The 15582-nt window shown below is 69.6% G+C and carries 14 protein-coding genes; 6 read left to right on the top strand and 8 right to left on the bottom strand.

Annotated elements, in window-relative coordinates; all coding sequences use genetic code 11:
• Positions 1-75: 75 nt before the first annotated feature.
• The 4 genes from BCO18175_RS30220 to cobU are packed head-to-tail and all read right to left on the bottom strand — an operon-like array spanning position 76 to position 3491.
• Positions 76-990, bottom strand: a complete 915-nt coding sequence (locus BCO18175_RS30220) for a cobalamin-binding protein (RefSeq protein WP_174986351.1) — start codon at positions 988-990, stop codon at positions 76-78.
• Positions 987-2006 (bottom strand): threonine-phosphate decarboxylase CobD, encoded by a 1020-nt coding sequence (gene cobD, locus BCO18175_RS30215; protein ID WP_174986349.1) that lies wholly within the window; start codon positions 2004-2006, stop codon positions 987-989. The genes BCO18175_RS30220 and cobD overlap by 4 nt, the downstream gene beginning before the upstream one ends.
• Positions 1999-2943 (bottom strand): adenosylcobinamide-phosphate synthase CbiB, encoded by a 945-nt coding sequence (cbiB, locus tag BCO18175_RS30210; RefSeq protein WP_174986347.1) that lies wholly within the window; start codon positions 2941-2943, stop codon positions 1999-2001. Before cbiB ends, cobD begins: the two co-directional genes overlap by 8 nt.
• Positions 2937-3491, bottom strand: a complete 555-nt coding sequence (gene cobU, locus BCO18175_RS30205; RefSeq protein ID WP_174986345.1) for a bifunctional adenosylcobinamide kinase/adenosylcobinamide-phosphate guanylyltransferase — start codon at positions 3489-3491, stop codon at positions 2937-2939. Before cobU ends, cbiB begins: the two co-directional genes overlap by 7 nt.
• A 74-nt stretch (positions 3492-3565) precedes the next feature.
• Between cobU and BCO18175_RS30200 the strand changes: the two genes are divergently transcribed.
• The 4 genes from BCO18175_RS30200 to BCO18175_RS30185 all read left to right on the top strand — a co-directional run bounded on the left by BCO18175_RS30200 (position 3566) and on the right by BCO18175_RS30185 (position 6658).
• On the top strand, positions 3566-5068 hold the full coding sequence (locus BCO18175_RS30200; RefSeq protein ID WP_174986343.1) for a cobyric acid synthase: 1503 nt from the start codon (positions 3566-3568) through the stop codon (positions 5066-5068).
• Between the two features lie 81 nt (positions 5069-5149).
• The gene (locus tag BCO18175_RS30195; protein WP_174986342.1) at positions 5150-5290 is read left to right on the top strand and encodes a hypothetical protein; all 141 of its coding nucleotides are present in this window, start codon (positions 5150-5152) and stop codon (positions 5288-5290) included.
• Between the two features lie 149 nt (positions 5291-5439).
• Complete coding sequence (locus BCO18175_RS30190; protein WP_174986340.1) at positions 5440-5853, top strand: DoxX family protein; 414 nt, start codon at positions 5440-5442, stop codon at positions 5851-5853.
• Between the two features lie 136 nt (positions 5854-5989).
• Positions 5990-6658, top strand: coding sequence for a ParA family protein (locus tag BCO18175_RS30185; RefSeq protein WP_174986338.1), 669 nt, complete (start codon positions 5990-5992; stop codon positions 6656-6658).
• A 126-nt stretch (positions 6659-6784) separates the two neighbouring features.
• On the opposite strand, the gene panD is transcribed toward BCO18175_RS30185, so the two are convergent.
• The 4 genes from panD to BCO18175_RS30165 all read right to left on the bottom strand — a co-directional run bounded on the left by panD (position 6785) and on the right by BCO18175_RS30165 (position 9387).
• The gene (gene panD / locus BCO18175_RS30180; RefSeq protein WP_039368025.1) at positions 6785-7171 is read right to left on the bottom strand and encodes an aspartate 1-decarboxylase; all 387 of its coding nucleotides are present in this window, start codon (positions 7169-7171) and stop codon (positions 6785-6787) included.
• Between the two features lie 45 nt (positions 7172-7216).
• Positions 7217-8056 (bottom strand): pantoate--beta-alanine ligase, encoded by an 840-nt coding sequence (gene panC, locus BCO18175_RS30175; RefSeq protein ID WP_174986336.1) that lies wholly within the window; start codon positions 8054-8056, stop codon positions 7217-7219.
• Positions 8057-8321: 265 nt separating this feature from the next.
• Positions 8322-9194 carry a segregation and condensation protein A gene (locus tag BCO18175_RS30170; RefSeq protein ID WP_174916415.1) on the bottom strand — a complete coding sequence of 291 codons (873 nt, stop codon included), beginning with the start codon at positions 9192-9194 and terminating at the stop codon, positions 8322-8324.
• 4 nt (positions 9195-9198) lie between these two features.
• On the bottom strand, positions 9199-9387 hold the full coding sequence (locus BCO18175_RS30165) for a DUF3460 family protein (RefSeq protein ID WP_174916416.1): 189 nt from the start codon (positions 9385-9387) through the stop codon (positions 9199-9201).
• 266 nt (positions 9388-9653) lie between these two features.
• Between BCO18175_RS30165 and BCO18175_RS30160 the strand changes: the two genes are divergently transcribed.
• Together BCO18175_RS30160 and BCO18175_RS30155 are read left to right on the top strand one after the other, a co-directional pair.
• The gene (locus BCO18175_RS30160) at positions 9654-11468 is read left to right on the top strand and encodes an autotransporter assembly complex protein TamA (protein WP_174986334.1); all 1815 of its coding nucleotides are present in this window, start codon (positions 9654-9656) and stop codon (positions 11466-11468) included.
• A gap of 28 nt (positions 11469-11496) precedes the next feature.
• Complete coding sequence (locus tag BCO18175_RS30155) at positions 11497-15579, top strand: translocation/assembly module TamB domain-containing protein (RefSeq protein WP_174986333.1); 4083 nt, start codon at positions 11497-11499, stop codon at positions 15577-15579.
• Positions 15580-15582 lie beyond the last annotated feature (3 nt).

The raw sequence follows: 15582 nt of genomic DNA, 5'->3' as shown, positions 1-15582 counted from the left end.
GCATGTGAACGACGCAGCGCGAGCTCAATCCGTTTCAGGCAACTGAAGCGCGATGAACGCGCGAGCCGCCGGAAATCAGCGCGGGCGCCGCGCACGCGCGGCATCGAGGTCTTCACACAGCGCGGCCGCGCCCCGCGCGATCCGCGGCGACGGCCGCGTCAGCAGATCGCCGTCGATCGCGAACAGGTTGTTGCGCGCCACGGCCGTCAATGCGGGCCACACGCGCCAGCGCGCCAGGCTCGGCAGCGGTTCGTCCGAGCGCGTCGTACCCGCGCTGGTCGTCACGATCGCCTCCGGATTCGCCGCGAGCACGGCCTCGTCGTTGACGGTCGGCACGAGCGGCTTGAGCGATGCGAACACGTTGCGGCCACCGCACAGCTCGATCACGTCGTTGATCAGGTGCGCGCCATTGAGCGTCATCAGTGGCCGATCCCAGACCTGGAAGAACATCGTGACCGGCGCTCGCGTGGCGTAACGCGTGCGCAGCGCCGCAATGTCGTGCGTATAGGCGGCCGCGGCCGCATCGGCCGCCGGTTGCGTGCCGAGCAGCGTGCCGAGCCGGCGCAGCGACGACGATACGTCGTCGAGATGCTTGGGTTCGCTGAAGAACAGCGGGATGTGCAGTGCGCGCAGTGCATCGGTCTGCCGCTCGGCATTGCCGTGCCGCCAGACGACGATCAGGTCGGGCTTCAGCGCGGCGATCCGTTCGAGGTCGAGCGCCTTGTTGTCGCCGACGCGCGGTATCGCTTGCGCGGCGGGCGGATAGTCGCTGTACGTGACGGTGCCGACGAGCTTCGTGCCGCCGCCGGCCGCATAGACCAGCTCGGTCGCGTGCGGCGCGAGGCTGATCACGCGCTGCGCGGGCGCGGGCAGCGTGACGGTATTACCGGCGTCGTCGCGCGCCGTGACATCGGCGTGGACGAGCGGTGCGTAAGCGAGTGTGGTCAGCATCGCGACCGGCGTCAGCCGGCGAAACATGCGCAGACTCATGCGGATTCCCGTTGCAGCAGCGGCACGCTGTGCGCGAGCGCGTCGCCGAGGCGCTGCCATTCCGCTTCGGTGCCCGGCAGGCCCACGCGTACGCTCGACGGTGTCGGGAAGTGCCGTGTCCAGATTCCACGTGCCGCGAGTGCTACATGCAGCGCCGCGGCGCGCGGGTCGTCGGTCCAGCTGAAGAGCGGCGTCGCGCGGGCAGCGAAGCCGTGCGCGCGCAGCAATGCGCCCAGCCGCTTGCCGTCGGCCGCGAGCCGTTCGCGGGCGGCGGCCTGCCATGCGCGGTCGGCGAACGCCGCGGCAACTGCGTGGCGGGCAGGGCCGCCGACCGTCCATGCGCCGAGCATGTCGCGCAGTGCGACGATCTGCTCAGGGCACGCGAGCACGAAGCCTGCGCGGATGCCGGCGAGCCCGAAGAACTTGCCGACCGAACGCAGTACGACGAGCCCCGGGCGATCGACGTGAGGCGCAAGCGACTGCGTCGCACCCGTATCGGCGAATGCCTCGTCGACGATCAGCGTGCCGCCGCGTGCCGCCAGCTGCGCATGCCAGCCGAGCAGGCGCCCGGCCGGCACGAACTCGGCGGTCGGATTGTTCGGATTCCCGACGATGACGTGGTGCAGCGTCGCAGGCAGCGCGTCCGCGCCGATGTCGAGCGTGACGACGCGATGGCCGTGGCGCGCGAAGGCAGGCGCGTATTCACCGTACGCGAGCGCCGCGACGCCGGCGTCGCCGGTCGGCAGCAAAGCGGGCAATGCGCGGATTGCAGCCTGGCTGCCGGCAACCGGCAGCACGTGCGCGGGATCGGGCGCGTGGTAGTACTGCGCGGCGCAGGCCGCGAGGCCGTCGCCGTCGTCGGGCAGCCGGCGCCATGCGTCGGCCGGGACGGGCGGCACCGGATAGCCGGCCGGATTGATGCCGGTCGACAGGTCGAGCCACGTGTCGTACGGAATGCCGTGGCGGCGGGCGGCCTCATGGAGGTTGCCGCCATGCACGATGCGGGTGTCAGACATGATGGGTGGCCATGACGAGTGCGCCGCTCGCGACCAGCACCGCGAGCCACAGGGCCAGCGTGCGCGTGACGAGCGACAGCGCGGCGACGATGTGGACGGCGGTCGCCGCTGCGCCGGTGCCGAGCGCGGGACGATCCTCGATCTCGCCGTGATAGACGGCCGGGCCGCCGAGCTGCACGTTCAGGCTGCCGGCGCCGGCGGCCATCACCGGGCCCGCGTTCGGGCTGTCCCAGTGGCGTGCCTGCGTGCGCCAGCAACGCCATGCGGCGGCCGTGTCGCCGAGCAGCGCGTAGCTCGCGGCCGTGAGGCGCGCGGGAATCCAGTTCAGCGCGTCGTCGAGGCGCGCGGCGGCCCAGCCGAAGGTCAGGAAGCGCGGCGTGCGGTAGCCCCACATCGCGTCGAGCGTGTTCGCGAGCCGGAACAGCAGCGCGCCGGGGCCGCCCGCGATGACGAACCAGAACAGTGCGCCGAAGATCGCGTCGTTGCCGTTCTCGAGTGCCGATTCGACGGCCGCGCGCGACAGCGCGCCTTCGTCCGCGTCGCTCGTGTCGCGCGACACGATGCGCGCGGTCAGCGCGCGGGCGGCGCCGAGGTCATGTCGCAGCAGTGCCGCGGCGATCGGCGCGACGTGGTCGGCAAGGCTTTTCGCGCCGAGCGCGAACCACAGCAGCGCGATGTGCAGCGCGGCCGCGAGCGGCCAAGGCAGCACGGCCGCGAGCCATGCCGCGACGGCGACCGGCGGCACGACCGCAGCGATCCACGCGGCGACGCCGACCACGCGGCCGCGGCGGCCCGTGTTCAGCGCGCCTTCGATACGCGCGGCGAGACGGCCGAACGCGACGAGCGGATGCCAGCCGGCCGGTTCGCCGATCGCGCGGTCGACGATCGCGGCCGCGACCGCGAACATCGCGACGACGGGCAGCGACAGCATCAGCATGACGGTGCTCCCGTCTTGAGGTCGAGCGGCAGCCCGGCGACGAGCAGCGTCACGCGCGTCGCGAGCGCGGCGACACGCTGGTTCAGGCGCCCGAGTTCGTCGACATAGCGGCGCGTGACCGACCCGAGCGGCACGACGCCGAGCCCGATCTCGTTGCTGACGACGATGACCTTCGCGCGTGCGCCGCGCAACGCCTGTTCGAGCCGGTCGACCTGCACCGCGTACTGCGCATCGTCGAGCGGTTCGCCGTCGGCCGGGCACAGCAGGTTCGTGAGCCACAGCGTCAGGCAATCGACGAGCAGGCACGCGTGCGGATCGTCGAGCCGCGCGAGCGTACCGGCGAGATCGACGGGCGCGTCGGCGAAACCCCATTCGGCCGGCCGGCGCGCGCGATGGTGCGCGATGCGTTGCGCGAATTCGGCATCGGCGGCGGTTGCGGTCGCGATGTAGGTGACGGGGCGCCCGCTGTCGGCGGCGAGCCGCTCGGCGTGCGCGCTCTTGCCCGAGCGCGCGCCGCCGAGGACGAAGGTGAGGTCGTGCGGAATCATCGCGTGATTGTAACGGCGCGGGCATACCGGCGCGGGGGATAATGCGGCCTTTGCTTCGCGACGACTTTTACACGATGAATGCACCCGAACCGCGGCCGCGCGGCACGCTGATGATCCAGGGCACGACGTCCGACGCGGGCAAGAGCACGCTGGTCGCGGGCCTGTGCCGGCTGGCGCGCCGCGCCGGCGCGCGCGTTGCGCCGTTCAAGCCGCAGAATATGGCGCTCAACAGCGCGGTGACGGCCGACGGCGGTGAGATCGGCCGCGCGCAGGCGCTGCAGGCACTGGCCGCGGGCGTTGCACCGCATACGGATTTCAACCCCGTGCTGCTGAAGCCGACGAGCGACCGCGGCGCGCAGGTCATCATTCACGGCAAGGCGCGCATGAACCTCAATGCGCGCGCGTATCACGACTACAAGCCGGTCGCGTTCGAGGCGGTGCTCGAGTCGTACGCACGCCTGCGCGCCGGCTACGACACGGTGATCGTCGAGGGCGCGGGCAGCCCGGCGGAGATCAACCTGCGCGACGGCGACATCGCGAACATGGGGTTTGCCGAACGCGTCGACTGCCCGGTCGTGCTGGTCGCCGACATCGACCGCGGCGGCGTGTTCGCGCACCTGGTCGGCACGCTCGCGTGCCTGTCTGACAGCGAGCGCGCGCGTGTGCGCGGCTTCGTGATCAACCGCTTCCGTGGCGACTTCAAGCTGCTCGAACCGGGGCTCGACTGGCTGCGCGCGCAAACGGGCAAGCCCGTGTTCGGCGTGCTGCCGTACCTGCACGGCCTGCTGCTCGACGCCGAGGACATGCTGCCCGCACAGGCGCGCAGCGCCGCCGCACGGGGCGACGCCGGCGTGCTGCGTGTCGTCGTGCCGGCGCTGCCGCGCATCAGCAACCACACCGATTTCGATCCGCTGCGCGCGCATCCGCAGGTGGAATTCACGTACTGGAAGAGCGGCCCCGTGCCGGATGCCGACCTGCTGATCCTGCCCGGCTCCAAGAGCGTGCAGCGCGATCTCGCATGGCTGCGCGACGCGGGCTGGGACACGCTGATCCGTCGGCACCTGCGCTACGGCGGCAAGGTGATCGGCATCTGCGGCGGGATGCAGATGCTCGGCCGCACGCTCGACGATCCGCTCGGCCTCGAAGGGGCGCCCGGCAGCGTGCCGGGGCTCGGGTTGCTCGATTTCGATACGACGCTGCAGCCCGACAAGACGCTGAAGAACGTGACGGGGCATCTCGCGCTGCCGGGCGGGGCCGTGGTGCGCGGCTATGAGATCCACATGGGCGACACGCACGGGCCCGCGCTCGCGTCGCCCGCGCTGGCGCTGGCAGCCGATGCCGCGCACGGCGGCACACGCCCCGACGGCGCGGTTTCTGCCGATGGCCAGATCCTCGCGACCTACGTGCACGGGCTGTTCGACTCGCCCGACGCCTGCACGGCGCTGCTCGCGTGGGCCGGGCTCGACGGCGCGGAGCGCATCGACTATCCGGCGCTGCGCGAGGCATCGCTCGAGCGGCTGGCCGACACGTTCGCCGACCATCTCGACCTCGACGCGCTGTACGCCGAGTTTCGTTGACGCGGCGCGGGCCGTGCTCGCTTTTTCCGCCGGATCGCGTACAACACAGGAGGGCGGATGTCCGCCTGGAGGAGTGCGACGATGAAGGCTCGATGGTGGTGGAGCGTGCTGCTCGCGGCGCTGTTGGGCGTGTCGGCGGTTGCGCATGCGTGCGATTCATACGCACCGGGCGGCAGCCAGTCCGGTTCCGGCGACGCCTCACAAGGCAAGAGCGGTTACTGAAGCAGGTTGCGGGGCATGATCGGTCATGCCCCTTTTTACGTCCTGATTAACTCCGTATGGGAATCAGTTAAAGCGAATTTGCGCGTTTATCGGTCGAATTGGTTCGAATAGAGTGCAATCCATTCACACCACTCACGAAGGAATTCGCCATGAACCCCAATCGCCTCAACGATTTCGCCGCAACCCTGCTGCGCGTCGCGCTCGGCGTGCTGTACCTCGCGCACGTCGCGCAGAAGGTGTTTGTCTTCACGCTGCCCGGCACCGCGCAGTTCTTTGCGTCGAGCGGCCTGCCGGGCTGGCTCGCGTACCTGACGACGTTCGTCGAACTGGCCGGCGGCTTGGCGCTGCTCGCGGGCTTCCGTGTGCGCGTCGCCGCGCTCGTGCTGCTGCCGTTCATGCTCGGCGCGACCGCCACGCATCTGCCGAACGGCTGGAGCTTCACGTCACCGCACGGCGGCTGGGAATATCCGGCGTTCTGGGCCGTCACGCTTGCCGTGCAGGCGCTGCTGGGCGGCGGCGCGTTTGCGCTCGGCGCACGGGCGGCCGCGGGTCAGCGTGCGTAAGGGGTAGGTAAGCCCACATGGTGCGGCGCAACCCGTTTCAGTGACACCCCGTTTGCCGATATCATCGCTCCCTGTATCCGTAATCGAGCGGCGCCTGCCATGCGGCGGGCGCCGCGCGGCCTTTTCGGGGGAATTCATGACGGTGATCGTGGTGGCGAATCCGAAGGGCGGCGTGGGGAAGAGCACGCTGTCCACCAATCTTGCCGGCTATTTCGCGGCGCAGGGCGCGTGGGTCGCGCTCGCCGACCTGGATCGGCAGCAGTCCGCGCATGCGTGGCTCGACCTGCGGCCGGCCGGATTGCCGGCGATCGAGGCATGGGAGCTGGATCCGGACGCGCCGACGAAGCCGCCGCGCGGCCTCGAATATGCGGTGATCGATACGCCGGCCGGCCTGCACGGCAACCGGCTCAACGTTGCGCTGCAACTGGCCGACAAGGTGATCGTGCCGCTGCAGCCGTCGATGTTCGATATTCTCGCCACGCAACAGTTTCTGGAGCGCCTCGCCGGCGAGAAGGCCGTGCGCAAGGGCAACGTCGAGGTCGGGATCGTCGGGATGCGGGTCGATGCGCGCACGCGCTCGTCGGACCAGCTTCACCGGTTCGTCGAAGGGCTCGGCCTGCCGGTGCTCGGCTATGTGCGCGACACGCAGAACTACGTGCAGATCGCCGCGCACGGCCTCACGCTGTGGGACGTCGCGAAGAGCCGGGTCGAGAAGGATCTCGAACAGTGGCGGCCGATCGTCGAATGGGCCGAACGCCGGGCGCCGAAGGCAGCGAAGACGGAAAAGGCCGCCAAGGCGTCCTGATCGCGCGGCCGCCGGGCCGGCGCACGATGAAATGAGAAAGGGCCGGATTCCGTCGAGTACGGAATCCGGCCCTTCGATCACAAGCGGCGCGGCCACTCCCGCGCGCCAGGGCACGCGGGCGGCCGGTCAGGTCCAGTTCTGCGTCGGCACGTGATCGCGGTGGCCCTTGATCTTGTTGCCGTCGTCGATGAACACGAGCTTCGGCTTCCAGCCCGCCTGCAGTTCGGCTTCGTCGACCATCGCGAATGCCGCGATGATTACGAGGTCGCCGAGCTGCGCGCGACGCGCGGCCGAGCCGTTCAGCGAGATCATCCCGCTGCCGCGCTCACCCTTGATCGCGTACGTCGAGAAGCGCTCGCCGTTGTTGATGTTCCAGATGTCGATGCGTTCGTTCTCGATGATGCCCGATGCTTCGAGCAGGTCTTCGTCGATCGCGCACGAGCCTTCGTAGTGCAGCTCGCAATGCGTGACGGCCGCGCGGTGGATCTTCGATTTGAGCATGTGGCGCTGCATGATGTCTCCGTGATGCGTCGTGAGAGGCGCGGGCGGGGCGGCCCGTCAGATTTCCAGGTTATCGATGAGGCGCGTCGCGCCGAGCTTCGCTGCGGCGACGACGACGAGCGGTTCGCCGGCTTCGAGCTGGGCCGCGTCCGGCGCGATCAGGTTCGCGCGGCGGCGGATCGAGATGTAGTCGGGCGCCCAGCCGCGGCCGGCCAGATGCGTGCGGGCCACTTCTTCGAGCTTGCCGAGGTCGCGCTCGCCGCCGAGTACGCTTTCGCGGAGGCGCTGCAGCGTCTTCGCGAGTTCGGGCGCTTCGTTGCGTTCGTCGGCCGACAGGTAGCGATTGCGCGACGACAGCGCGAGGCCGTCCTCGTCACGCACGGTTTCGGCGGCGATGATCTCGACCGGCAGCGCGAGCTGCTGGCACATGCGGCGCACGATCATCAGCTGCTGGTAGTCCTTCTTGCCGAACACGGCGACGCGCGGCTGCACGCAGGCCATCAGCTTCGCCACGACCGTGCACACGCCGGTGAAGAAGCCGGGCCGGAATTCACCTTCGAGGATCCCGCCGAGATCGTCCGGCGGCAGCACGCGGTATTCCTGCGGTTCCGGGTACATGTCGCGCTCGGTCGGCGCGAACAGCACGTAGACGTTTTCCTTCTGCAGCTTCTCGATATCGTCCTGGAGCGTGCGCGGATACTTGTCGAAATCCTCGTTCGGGCCGAATTGCAGCCGGTTGACGAAGATGCTCGCCACGACCGGGTCGCCGTGCTGGCGCGCGAGGCGCATCAGCGACAGGTGCCCTTCGTGCAGGTTGCCCATCGTCGGCACGAACGCCGTGCGGTTCTGTCCGCGCAGCTGGTCGCGCAGTTCATGGATCGAGCTGATGACTTTCATGATCGGGTAGCGGGTTCCTCGCGCTGGCGCGCGTTGGCGCCGCAGCAGCGGCGTCGGGGTCGAAGCGGAGAACGCCGGCGCGCGGGCGGCGCATCGGGCGTCGGCGGATTGTAGAGGATTTGGCCGCCAAACGCATCGAAAAAAGAACGGTCGTTCACTTTTTAATCGGGCGTGCCGGCAACCCCTCGCGCGACTGCGCCGGGCTCCGGCGAGGCGGCGAGCGTGCCGGGATGAATCGGGAGAACGGGAAGGGCGGGCGCGGGTGTTACGCGGGCAGGTACGCGAGACGCACGTAGATCGGCGCGAACGGCTCGGCCTGCGTGATCTCGAGGAGCGATTCGCGCGCGAGTTCGAGCATCGCGATGAAATTCACGACGACGACCGGCACGCCGCGCGACGTGTCGAACAGCTCGGCGAACTCCATGAAGCGTGCGTTCTGCAGCCGGCGCAGGATCAGGCTCATGTGTTCGCGCACCGACAGCTCCTCGCGGGAGATCTTGTGGTGCTGGACGAGCTTCGCACGCTTGAGCACGTCGGCCCATGCGGCGCGCAGGTCGTCCGAATCCACGTCGGGGAAGCGCGGCGTGACGCTTTGCTCGATGTAGACCTCGGCGCGCAGGAAGTCGCGGCCGAGTTGCGGCAGCTGGTCGAGCCGTTGCGCGGCGAGCTTCATCTGCTCGTATTCGAGCAGGCGGCGCACGAGTTCGGCGCGCGGATCCTCGGCTTCCTCGCCGGTGTCGGCCTTCTTGACCGGCAGCAGCATCCGCGACTTGATCTCGATGAGCATCGCGGCCATCAGCAGGTACTCGGCCGCGAGCTCGAGGTTCGACGTGCGGATCTGGTCGACATAGCCCAGATATTGCGCGGTGACCTGCGCCATCGGGATGTCGAGCACGTTGAAGTTCTGCTTGCGGATCAGGTAGAGCAGCAGGTCGAGCGGGCCTTCGAAGGTCTCGAGGAAGATCTCGAGCGCATCGGGCGGGATGTAGAGATCCTGCGGCAGCTTGAAGAGCGGCTCGCCGTACAGGCGAGCGAACGCCGCGACACCGTCGACCGTGTCGGGCGTCGAATCGGCGCCCGCGGGCGCGGCGATCGCGTCGTCCTGCCGGGCGGCGCTGGCCTCGTCGGCGGCGCTCACGTCGTCAGAAGTTCTGGTAGTAGACGTACGACGTTTGCTTCACGCGCGAATCCTGTTGCTCGGCGCGCTCTTCGAGGTCGATCGGCTGCTTGTCCCACAGCAGGGAACGGCCCTTGCGCTGCTCTTCCTCGAGCGTCGGCTTCTGCTGCTTGAGCTGGTTCAGGAACTGCGTGACATCGGACTGGTACGGCATGGCTGGGTTTTCCGTTTCGGGCGGCGCACGATGCGCCGGATTCACGATGGCGGGATTTTACCGCATCGCGGGAACGGCCGGCGTCAATCGCGCGTCGAATCCGCGGGCTGGCGTGCAGGCGGCACCCGGGAGCGCGCCGTCAGGCATGACGTTGCGGCCACGCTCGCTCGTGCCGCGGTTTACAAACATTAAGATTTGACGCCGGCACCCTGTGGTCAAATACAGGGTTTTCCACAAAACCGTGATAACCGAGGGCGAGGTCATATTTGGCGGGGCAGTCGAACCAGCAAGCACACACGGCACATGACGCGGGCCCGCGCGTGGATTGCAATCGCGCCGGCGCCGCGGCCCGCGCCGCGCGGGTGGCCCTCGCGGGTTGCCTGGCCGCGTGCTTCGCGTTGCCGGCCCACGCGAAGTACGACGTCGACATCGACGCGCCGAGCTCGGTTCGCAAGCTGCTCAAGTCGCATCTGGATATCGCGCGCTTCGCGAAGCGCGACGACATCAGCGACGACCAGTTCGACTTCCTCGTTACCGCCACGCCGCAGCAGGTGCGCGACCTGACCGCGACGGCCGGCTATTTCTCGCCGGTCGTGCGCACCGACGTGCGCACGCGCGACGGCAAGCGCGACGTGCGCATCGCGGTCGATCCGGGCAAGCAGACCGTCGTGTCGACCGTCGACCTGACGTTCAAGGGGCCGATCGACACCGAGGATCCGAAGCAGGAAGCCGCGACCCGTTTCGCGTTTTCGCTGAAGCCGGGCGATCCGTTCACGCAGTCCGACTGGGACGGCGCGAAGGGCGCCGCGCTCAGGCAACTGCAGTCGCGTCGCTATCTCGGCGCGAAGATCACATCGTCGGAGGCGCGCGTCGACCCGCGCACGCAGCGCGCGACGCTCGCGGTCACGTTCGACAGCGGCCCGACGTTTACGATCGGCAAGGTCGACGTCGACGGCGTGCGGCGCTATCCGGAAAAGATCGTCACGAACGTCAATCCGCTGTCGGAAGGTGAGATCTACGACGTGCAGCGGATCACCGAACTGCAGCGGCAGTTGCAGAACACGCCGTACTACGCGAGCGTCGCGATCGACGTCGGCGACGATACGGCGAAGCCCGAGCGCACGCCCGTGCACGTGAAGGTCAGCGAGTTCCCGTACAACAACATCCGCGGCGGCGTCGGCTTTGCCACCGATACCGGGCCGCACGTGCAGGGCTCCTATACGTATCTCGACACGTTCGGCGCCGCGTGGCCGCTGACCGTGTCGGGCCGGCTCGACCAGATCCAGCAATACGGACAGGTCCAGCTGTCGATGCCGCCGGGCGAGAAGGGCTGGACCAACAGCGTGCTCGCGTCGTACACGAACACCAACGTGTCGGACACGCGCATCTACAGCGCGCGGATCGGCGCGCAGCGCACGCGCACCGGCCAGTTCATCGACTATTCGTATTCGCTGATGTTCTACCAGGACCGGCTCGACCAGAACGGCGCCGGGCCGACCACGAGCCGCGCGCTCGTGCCGCAATGGGCGTGGACGCGCCGCAACGTCGACGATCCGCTGTTCCCGCGTTCGGGCAACCTGATCCACGCCGAGGCCGGCTTCGCCGTCAAGGGCGTGCTGACCGACCAGTCCTTCATCCGCGGCTACGCGCGCGGCCAGCAGTACCTGCCGATCGGCAAGCGCGACCTGTTCGTGTTCCGCGCGGAGCTCGGCGGCGTGTTCACGAGCGGCAGCTCGACCGGCGTGCCGGCGTCGCTGCTGTTCCGCGCGGGCGGCTCGAACTCGGTGCGCGGCTACGGCTACCAGAGCATCGGCAACAGCGTCGACGGCTCCGTGCTGCCGACCAAGTACCTGATGACGGGCACCGCCGAATACCAGCACTGGTTCAACCGCGACTGGGGCGCCGCGACGTTCTTCGACATCGGCACTGCCACCGATGCGTGGGGCGAGCGCGTGTTTTACCCGGGTGTCGGCATCGGCGCGCGCTGGCGCAGCCCCGTCGGCCCGATCAACGTCGACGTCGCGTACGGGTTGCGCAACCATAGCGTGCGCCCGTACCTGACGCTCGGCATCGCTTTCTGACCGTACCGTTTCATCGACGACGAACCGCATGACGAAGGACCCGAACGACACGCCGCCGCCTCACGATCCGGACTCGCCCGACGGCGCGCCCGACGCGCCGCCGCGTACGCCGCGTCGCGGGCCCGTTGCGCGCATCGGGCGTTTCGTCGCGTGGACGCTCGCGACGGTCGTGCTGCTCGTCGTGCTGGCGATCGGGCTCGTGCTGGCCGCGGTGACGACCGAGCACGGCACGCGGCTCGCGTGGCAGGTGGCCGAGCGCGTGCTCGGCGCGCGGCTCGCGGGTACGCTCGACGGCGGCTCGCTCGCGACCGGCGTGCGGTTGCGCGGATTCGCGTGGACCAGCCCCGACGGCACCGGCACCGAAATCCGCATCGACCGGCTCGACGGCCGCTGGGCGCTGACCCGCGCGCCGTGGCGGTTGTCCATCGCCTATCTTCGCGCCGGCACGATCGACGTGCGGATCCCGCCGGGGCCGTCGACGCCGAGTACGACGCCGCAGGACCTGAGCCTGCCGCTGCAGTTGCGCATCGACGACCTGCGCGTCGATCACCTTGCGATCCACGATGGCGGGTCGACGACGCAGCTCGACCATATCGCGCTGAACGGCCGCAGCGACGGCCGTCACCATGAACTCGTGCTCGACGGCGTCGATACGCCGTACGGCGCGCTGACCGCGCGCGCGAAGCTCGACGGCGTGAAGCCGTTCGCGCTGACGGGCGAAGCCACTTATGCGGGCAAGCTGTCCGACGAGCCGGTCGATGCGCGCGCGCGCGTGTCGGGCTCGCTCGAGGCGCTCGTTGCCGACGTCGACGCGAGCGGGATGAAGCTGAACGGGCGCGCGCACGTCGAGGCCGCGCCGTTCGGCGCGGTGCCGCTCACGCGCGCGTCCCTCGCGTTCGACCACGTGAACCCGCAGGCGCTCGCGCCCGGCGCGCCGGCCGCCGATCTCGCGGTGCGCGCGGAACTCGCGCCCGTGATCGCGCCGGCCGGGGCCGAGCCCGCGAAGGGTTTCGCGGTGACGGGCCCGGTGTCGATCGTCAATGCGAAGCCCGGCACGCTCGGCGACCACCTGCTGCCGGTGATCGACGCGCACGCGAACGTGCATCTCGACGCGCACGCGCAGCGGATCGACGCGCTTGCGCTGAAGCTGATCCGCGACGGCAGCGTGACGGGTAGCGGCACGCTGACGGGCGGCAAGGGCCGCTTCGACCTGAAGGTCGCGAACCTCGACCTGAATGCCTTCGTCGCCGAGCTGCGGCCGATGCGCCTCGCCGGCCCGCTCGGCGTGACGCTCGCGGGCGACGTGACGAGCGTCGATTTCAACCTGAACGACCCGAAGCTCGCGCTCGGCGCCCGCGCGAAGGTTGCGCTGACGTCGCAGCAGACCGTGCTGACCGACGCGCGCGTGACAGCGGGCAAGGGCCGCATCGACCTGACGGGCGTGTTCCGCCACGATGCGCATTCGAGCTACGACGCGAAGGCGACGCTGACCGCCTTCGATCCGCTGCTGCTCGCCGCGATGAGCGCGCCGAAGGCGGGTGGCGGCAAGGCGCCCGCCAAGGTCGCGAAGGCACCGGCCCAGCGCGGCGAGACGCGCGTGTCGGGCACGCTGACGGCGTCGGGCGCATTTGCGCCGCAGGTGTCGACGAAGGCGACCTTCAAGCTCGGCGACAGCCTGTACGACGGCGTGCCGCTGACCGGCGCCGGCGTCGTGCAGCTCGCCGGCTCGCGCATTTTGCCGAGCAACGCGACCCTGTCGATCGCGGGCAACCACGTGGATCTGCGCGGCAGCTTCGGCGCGCCGGGCGACCGGCTGCGCTTCGTCGTCGACGCGCCGCAGCTCGACCGGCTCGGCTTCGGCGTGGAAGGGCTCGTGCAGGCGCAGGGCGACCTGACCGGCAGCTTCGCGCACCCGAACGTGACGGCCACCTACAAGGCCGAGCACGTCGTCGTCGGCTCGAACCGGATCGGTGCCGCGCAGGGCCGCGCGGACATCCGCGACGGCGCGCACGGCGCGCTCGTGTTCACGGTCGACGCGTCCGACATCGCACTCGGCTCGCTGAAGCTGAAATCGCTGCGCGCGAACCTCGACGGCACGCGCGCGAAGCACACGCTCGACGCGTCGGCGCTCGGGATCGCCGGCGGCCGCGTGATCGACGTGACGCTCGCGGCGAACGGCGGTGTGGTGGAGAGCCGCGACGGGATGCGCTGGGACGGTACCGTCACGCGTCTCGCGAACCGCGGCACGCCGGCCATCGCGCTGCAGTCGCCGCTGACGGTATCGGCCGGTGCCGGCCGCGTGACGCTCGGCGCGACGCGGCTCACGCTCGAAGGCGCGGCGATCGACCTGAAGTCGTTCGTGTTCGATCACGGCCAGATGCGCTCGGCGGGCTCGGTGAGCGGTGCGTCGGTCGCGCGTTTCCTCGAGGTCCGCCAGGAGCTGACGGGCCAGCGGCCGCCGGTGCGGACCGACGTCGTGCTCGACGCCGACTGGGATTTCTCGCTCGGTGCGAACTCGACGGGCTATGTGCAAATGAAGCGTCGCGGCGGCGACGTGACGATCGAGAGCGGGCGCGGCATCGCATCGCTGGGGCTGACCGACCTGTCCGCGCGCGCGAGCTTCACGCCCGGCAACCGGCTCAACGTGACGGCGCTCGCGAAGGCGAACCGGATCGGCACGCTCGATGCGAACGTCACCGTGCCGTTCGCGCTGCGCGACGGCATGTTCGGCGTGGTCGACGACGGCCCGCTGTCGGGCCGCATCGATGCCGATATCCCGGCGCTGAAGACGACCGGCAACCTGTTCGGGCCGAGCTACCTGCTCGGCGGGCGCGCGGCGCTGAAGCTCACCGTCGCGGGCACGCCGGTGAAGCCGAACCTGTCGGGGATGCTGACGGGCGACGATTTGTCCGCGACGCTCATCGACCAGGGCGTGCAGCTGAAAGACGGCATCGTGCGCATCAAGCTGTCGGAAAACCTCGTCGAATTCCAGCAGGTCGAGTTCCACGGCGGCGACGGTACGTTGCGCGCGCTCGGCCGTGTGCGCCTCGATGGCGAGGCGCCCGACCTGACCGCGAGCATCGTCGCGGACAAGCTCGAACTGTTCGCGGCGCCGGATCGCAAGCTGTCGCTGTCGGGCAAGGCAACCGTCGCGAACGACGGGCCGCGCGGCGCGTTGTCCATCGACGGCAAGTTCGTCGTCGACCGCGCATTGTTCGACCTGCCGGAGGAATCGGCGCCGCACCTGTCGGACGATGTCGTGATCGTGGAGCCGGGCGGCACGGTGCGCGGCGAGACGCCGACCGGCACCGCGGTCGCGAAGCCGAAGCCGGCCGAGGACAAGCCGGCGCCGTCGCTCGCGCCTCGCGCGAACATCGACATCGGCCTCGGCAACAACTTCCGCTTCAAGGGCCACGGCGCGGATCTCGGGCTGCGCGGTACGATCACCGTGATGAGCGCGCCGGGCGTGCCGCTGCGTGCGGTCGGCAACGTGCGCGTGACCGAAGGATCGACGTACACGTCGTTCGGCCGCAAGCTCGCGATCGAGAACGGCTTCTTCACGTTCAACGGCCCCGTGTCGAACCCGGGCGTCAACATCCTCGCGATGCGGCGCAACCAGGAGGTCGAGGCCGGTGTGCAGGTGACGGGCACGATCCAGTCGCTGACGGTCAAGCTCGTGTCGGAGCCGAACGTCACGGACAACGAAAAGCTGTCGTGGCTGCTGTTCGGGCACGGCACCGACCAGGGCAACAACGTCGGCCAGCAGGGCGCGATGACGGCGGCGCTCGGGCTGCTCGGCAGCGTGACCGGCAAGCGCGTCGCGCAGACCTTCGGTCTCGACGAGGTTTCGGTCGGCCGCAGCGAAGTCGGGCTGACCGATCCGCAGGTCGTGCTGGTGTCGAAGGCGATCAACGAGCGGTTCGTGCTCGGCTTCGAGCAGGGGCTGCAATCGGCGGCCAACGCGTTCAAGGCGACGATCAACCTGACGCGCTTCTGGTCGGTGTCCGCGTACGGCGGCACGTTCCAGGGCGTCGACCTGAACTACACGCGGCGCTTCGACCGGTGGTTCGGCAGTGACGGCGGGCAGGCGCGGCGCGCCGAGCAGCCATGAAAA

Origin of the sequence: Burkholderia lata, assembly GCF_902499335.1 — a bacterium.
GTDB lineage: Bacteria > Pseudomonadota > Gammaproteobacteria > Burkholderiales > Burkholderiaceae > Burkholderia > Burkholderia lata_B.
The sequence above is the reverse complement of the archived record's forward strand: the minus strand, read 5'-3'. Positions and strand labels throughout refer to the sequence as shown.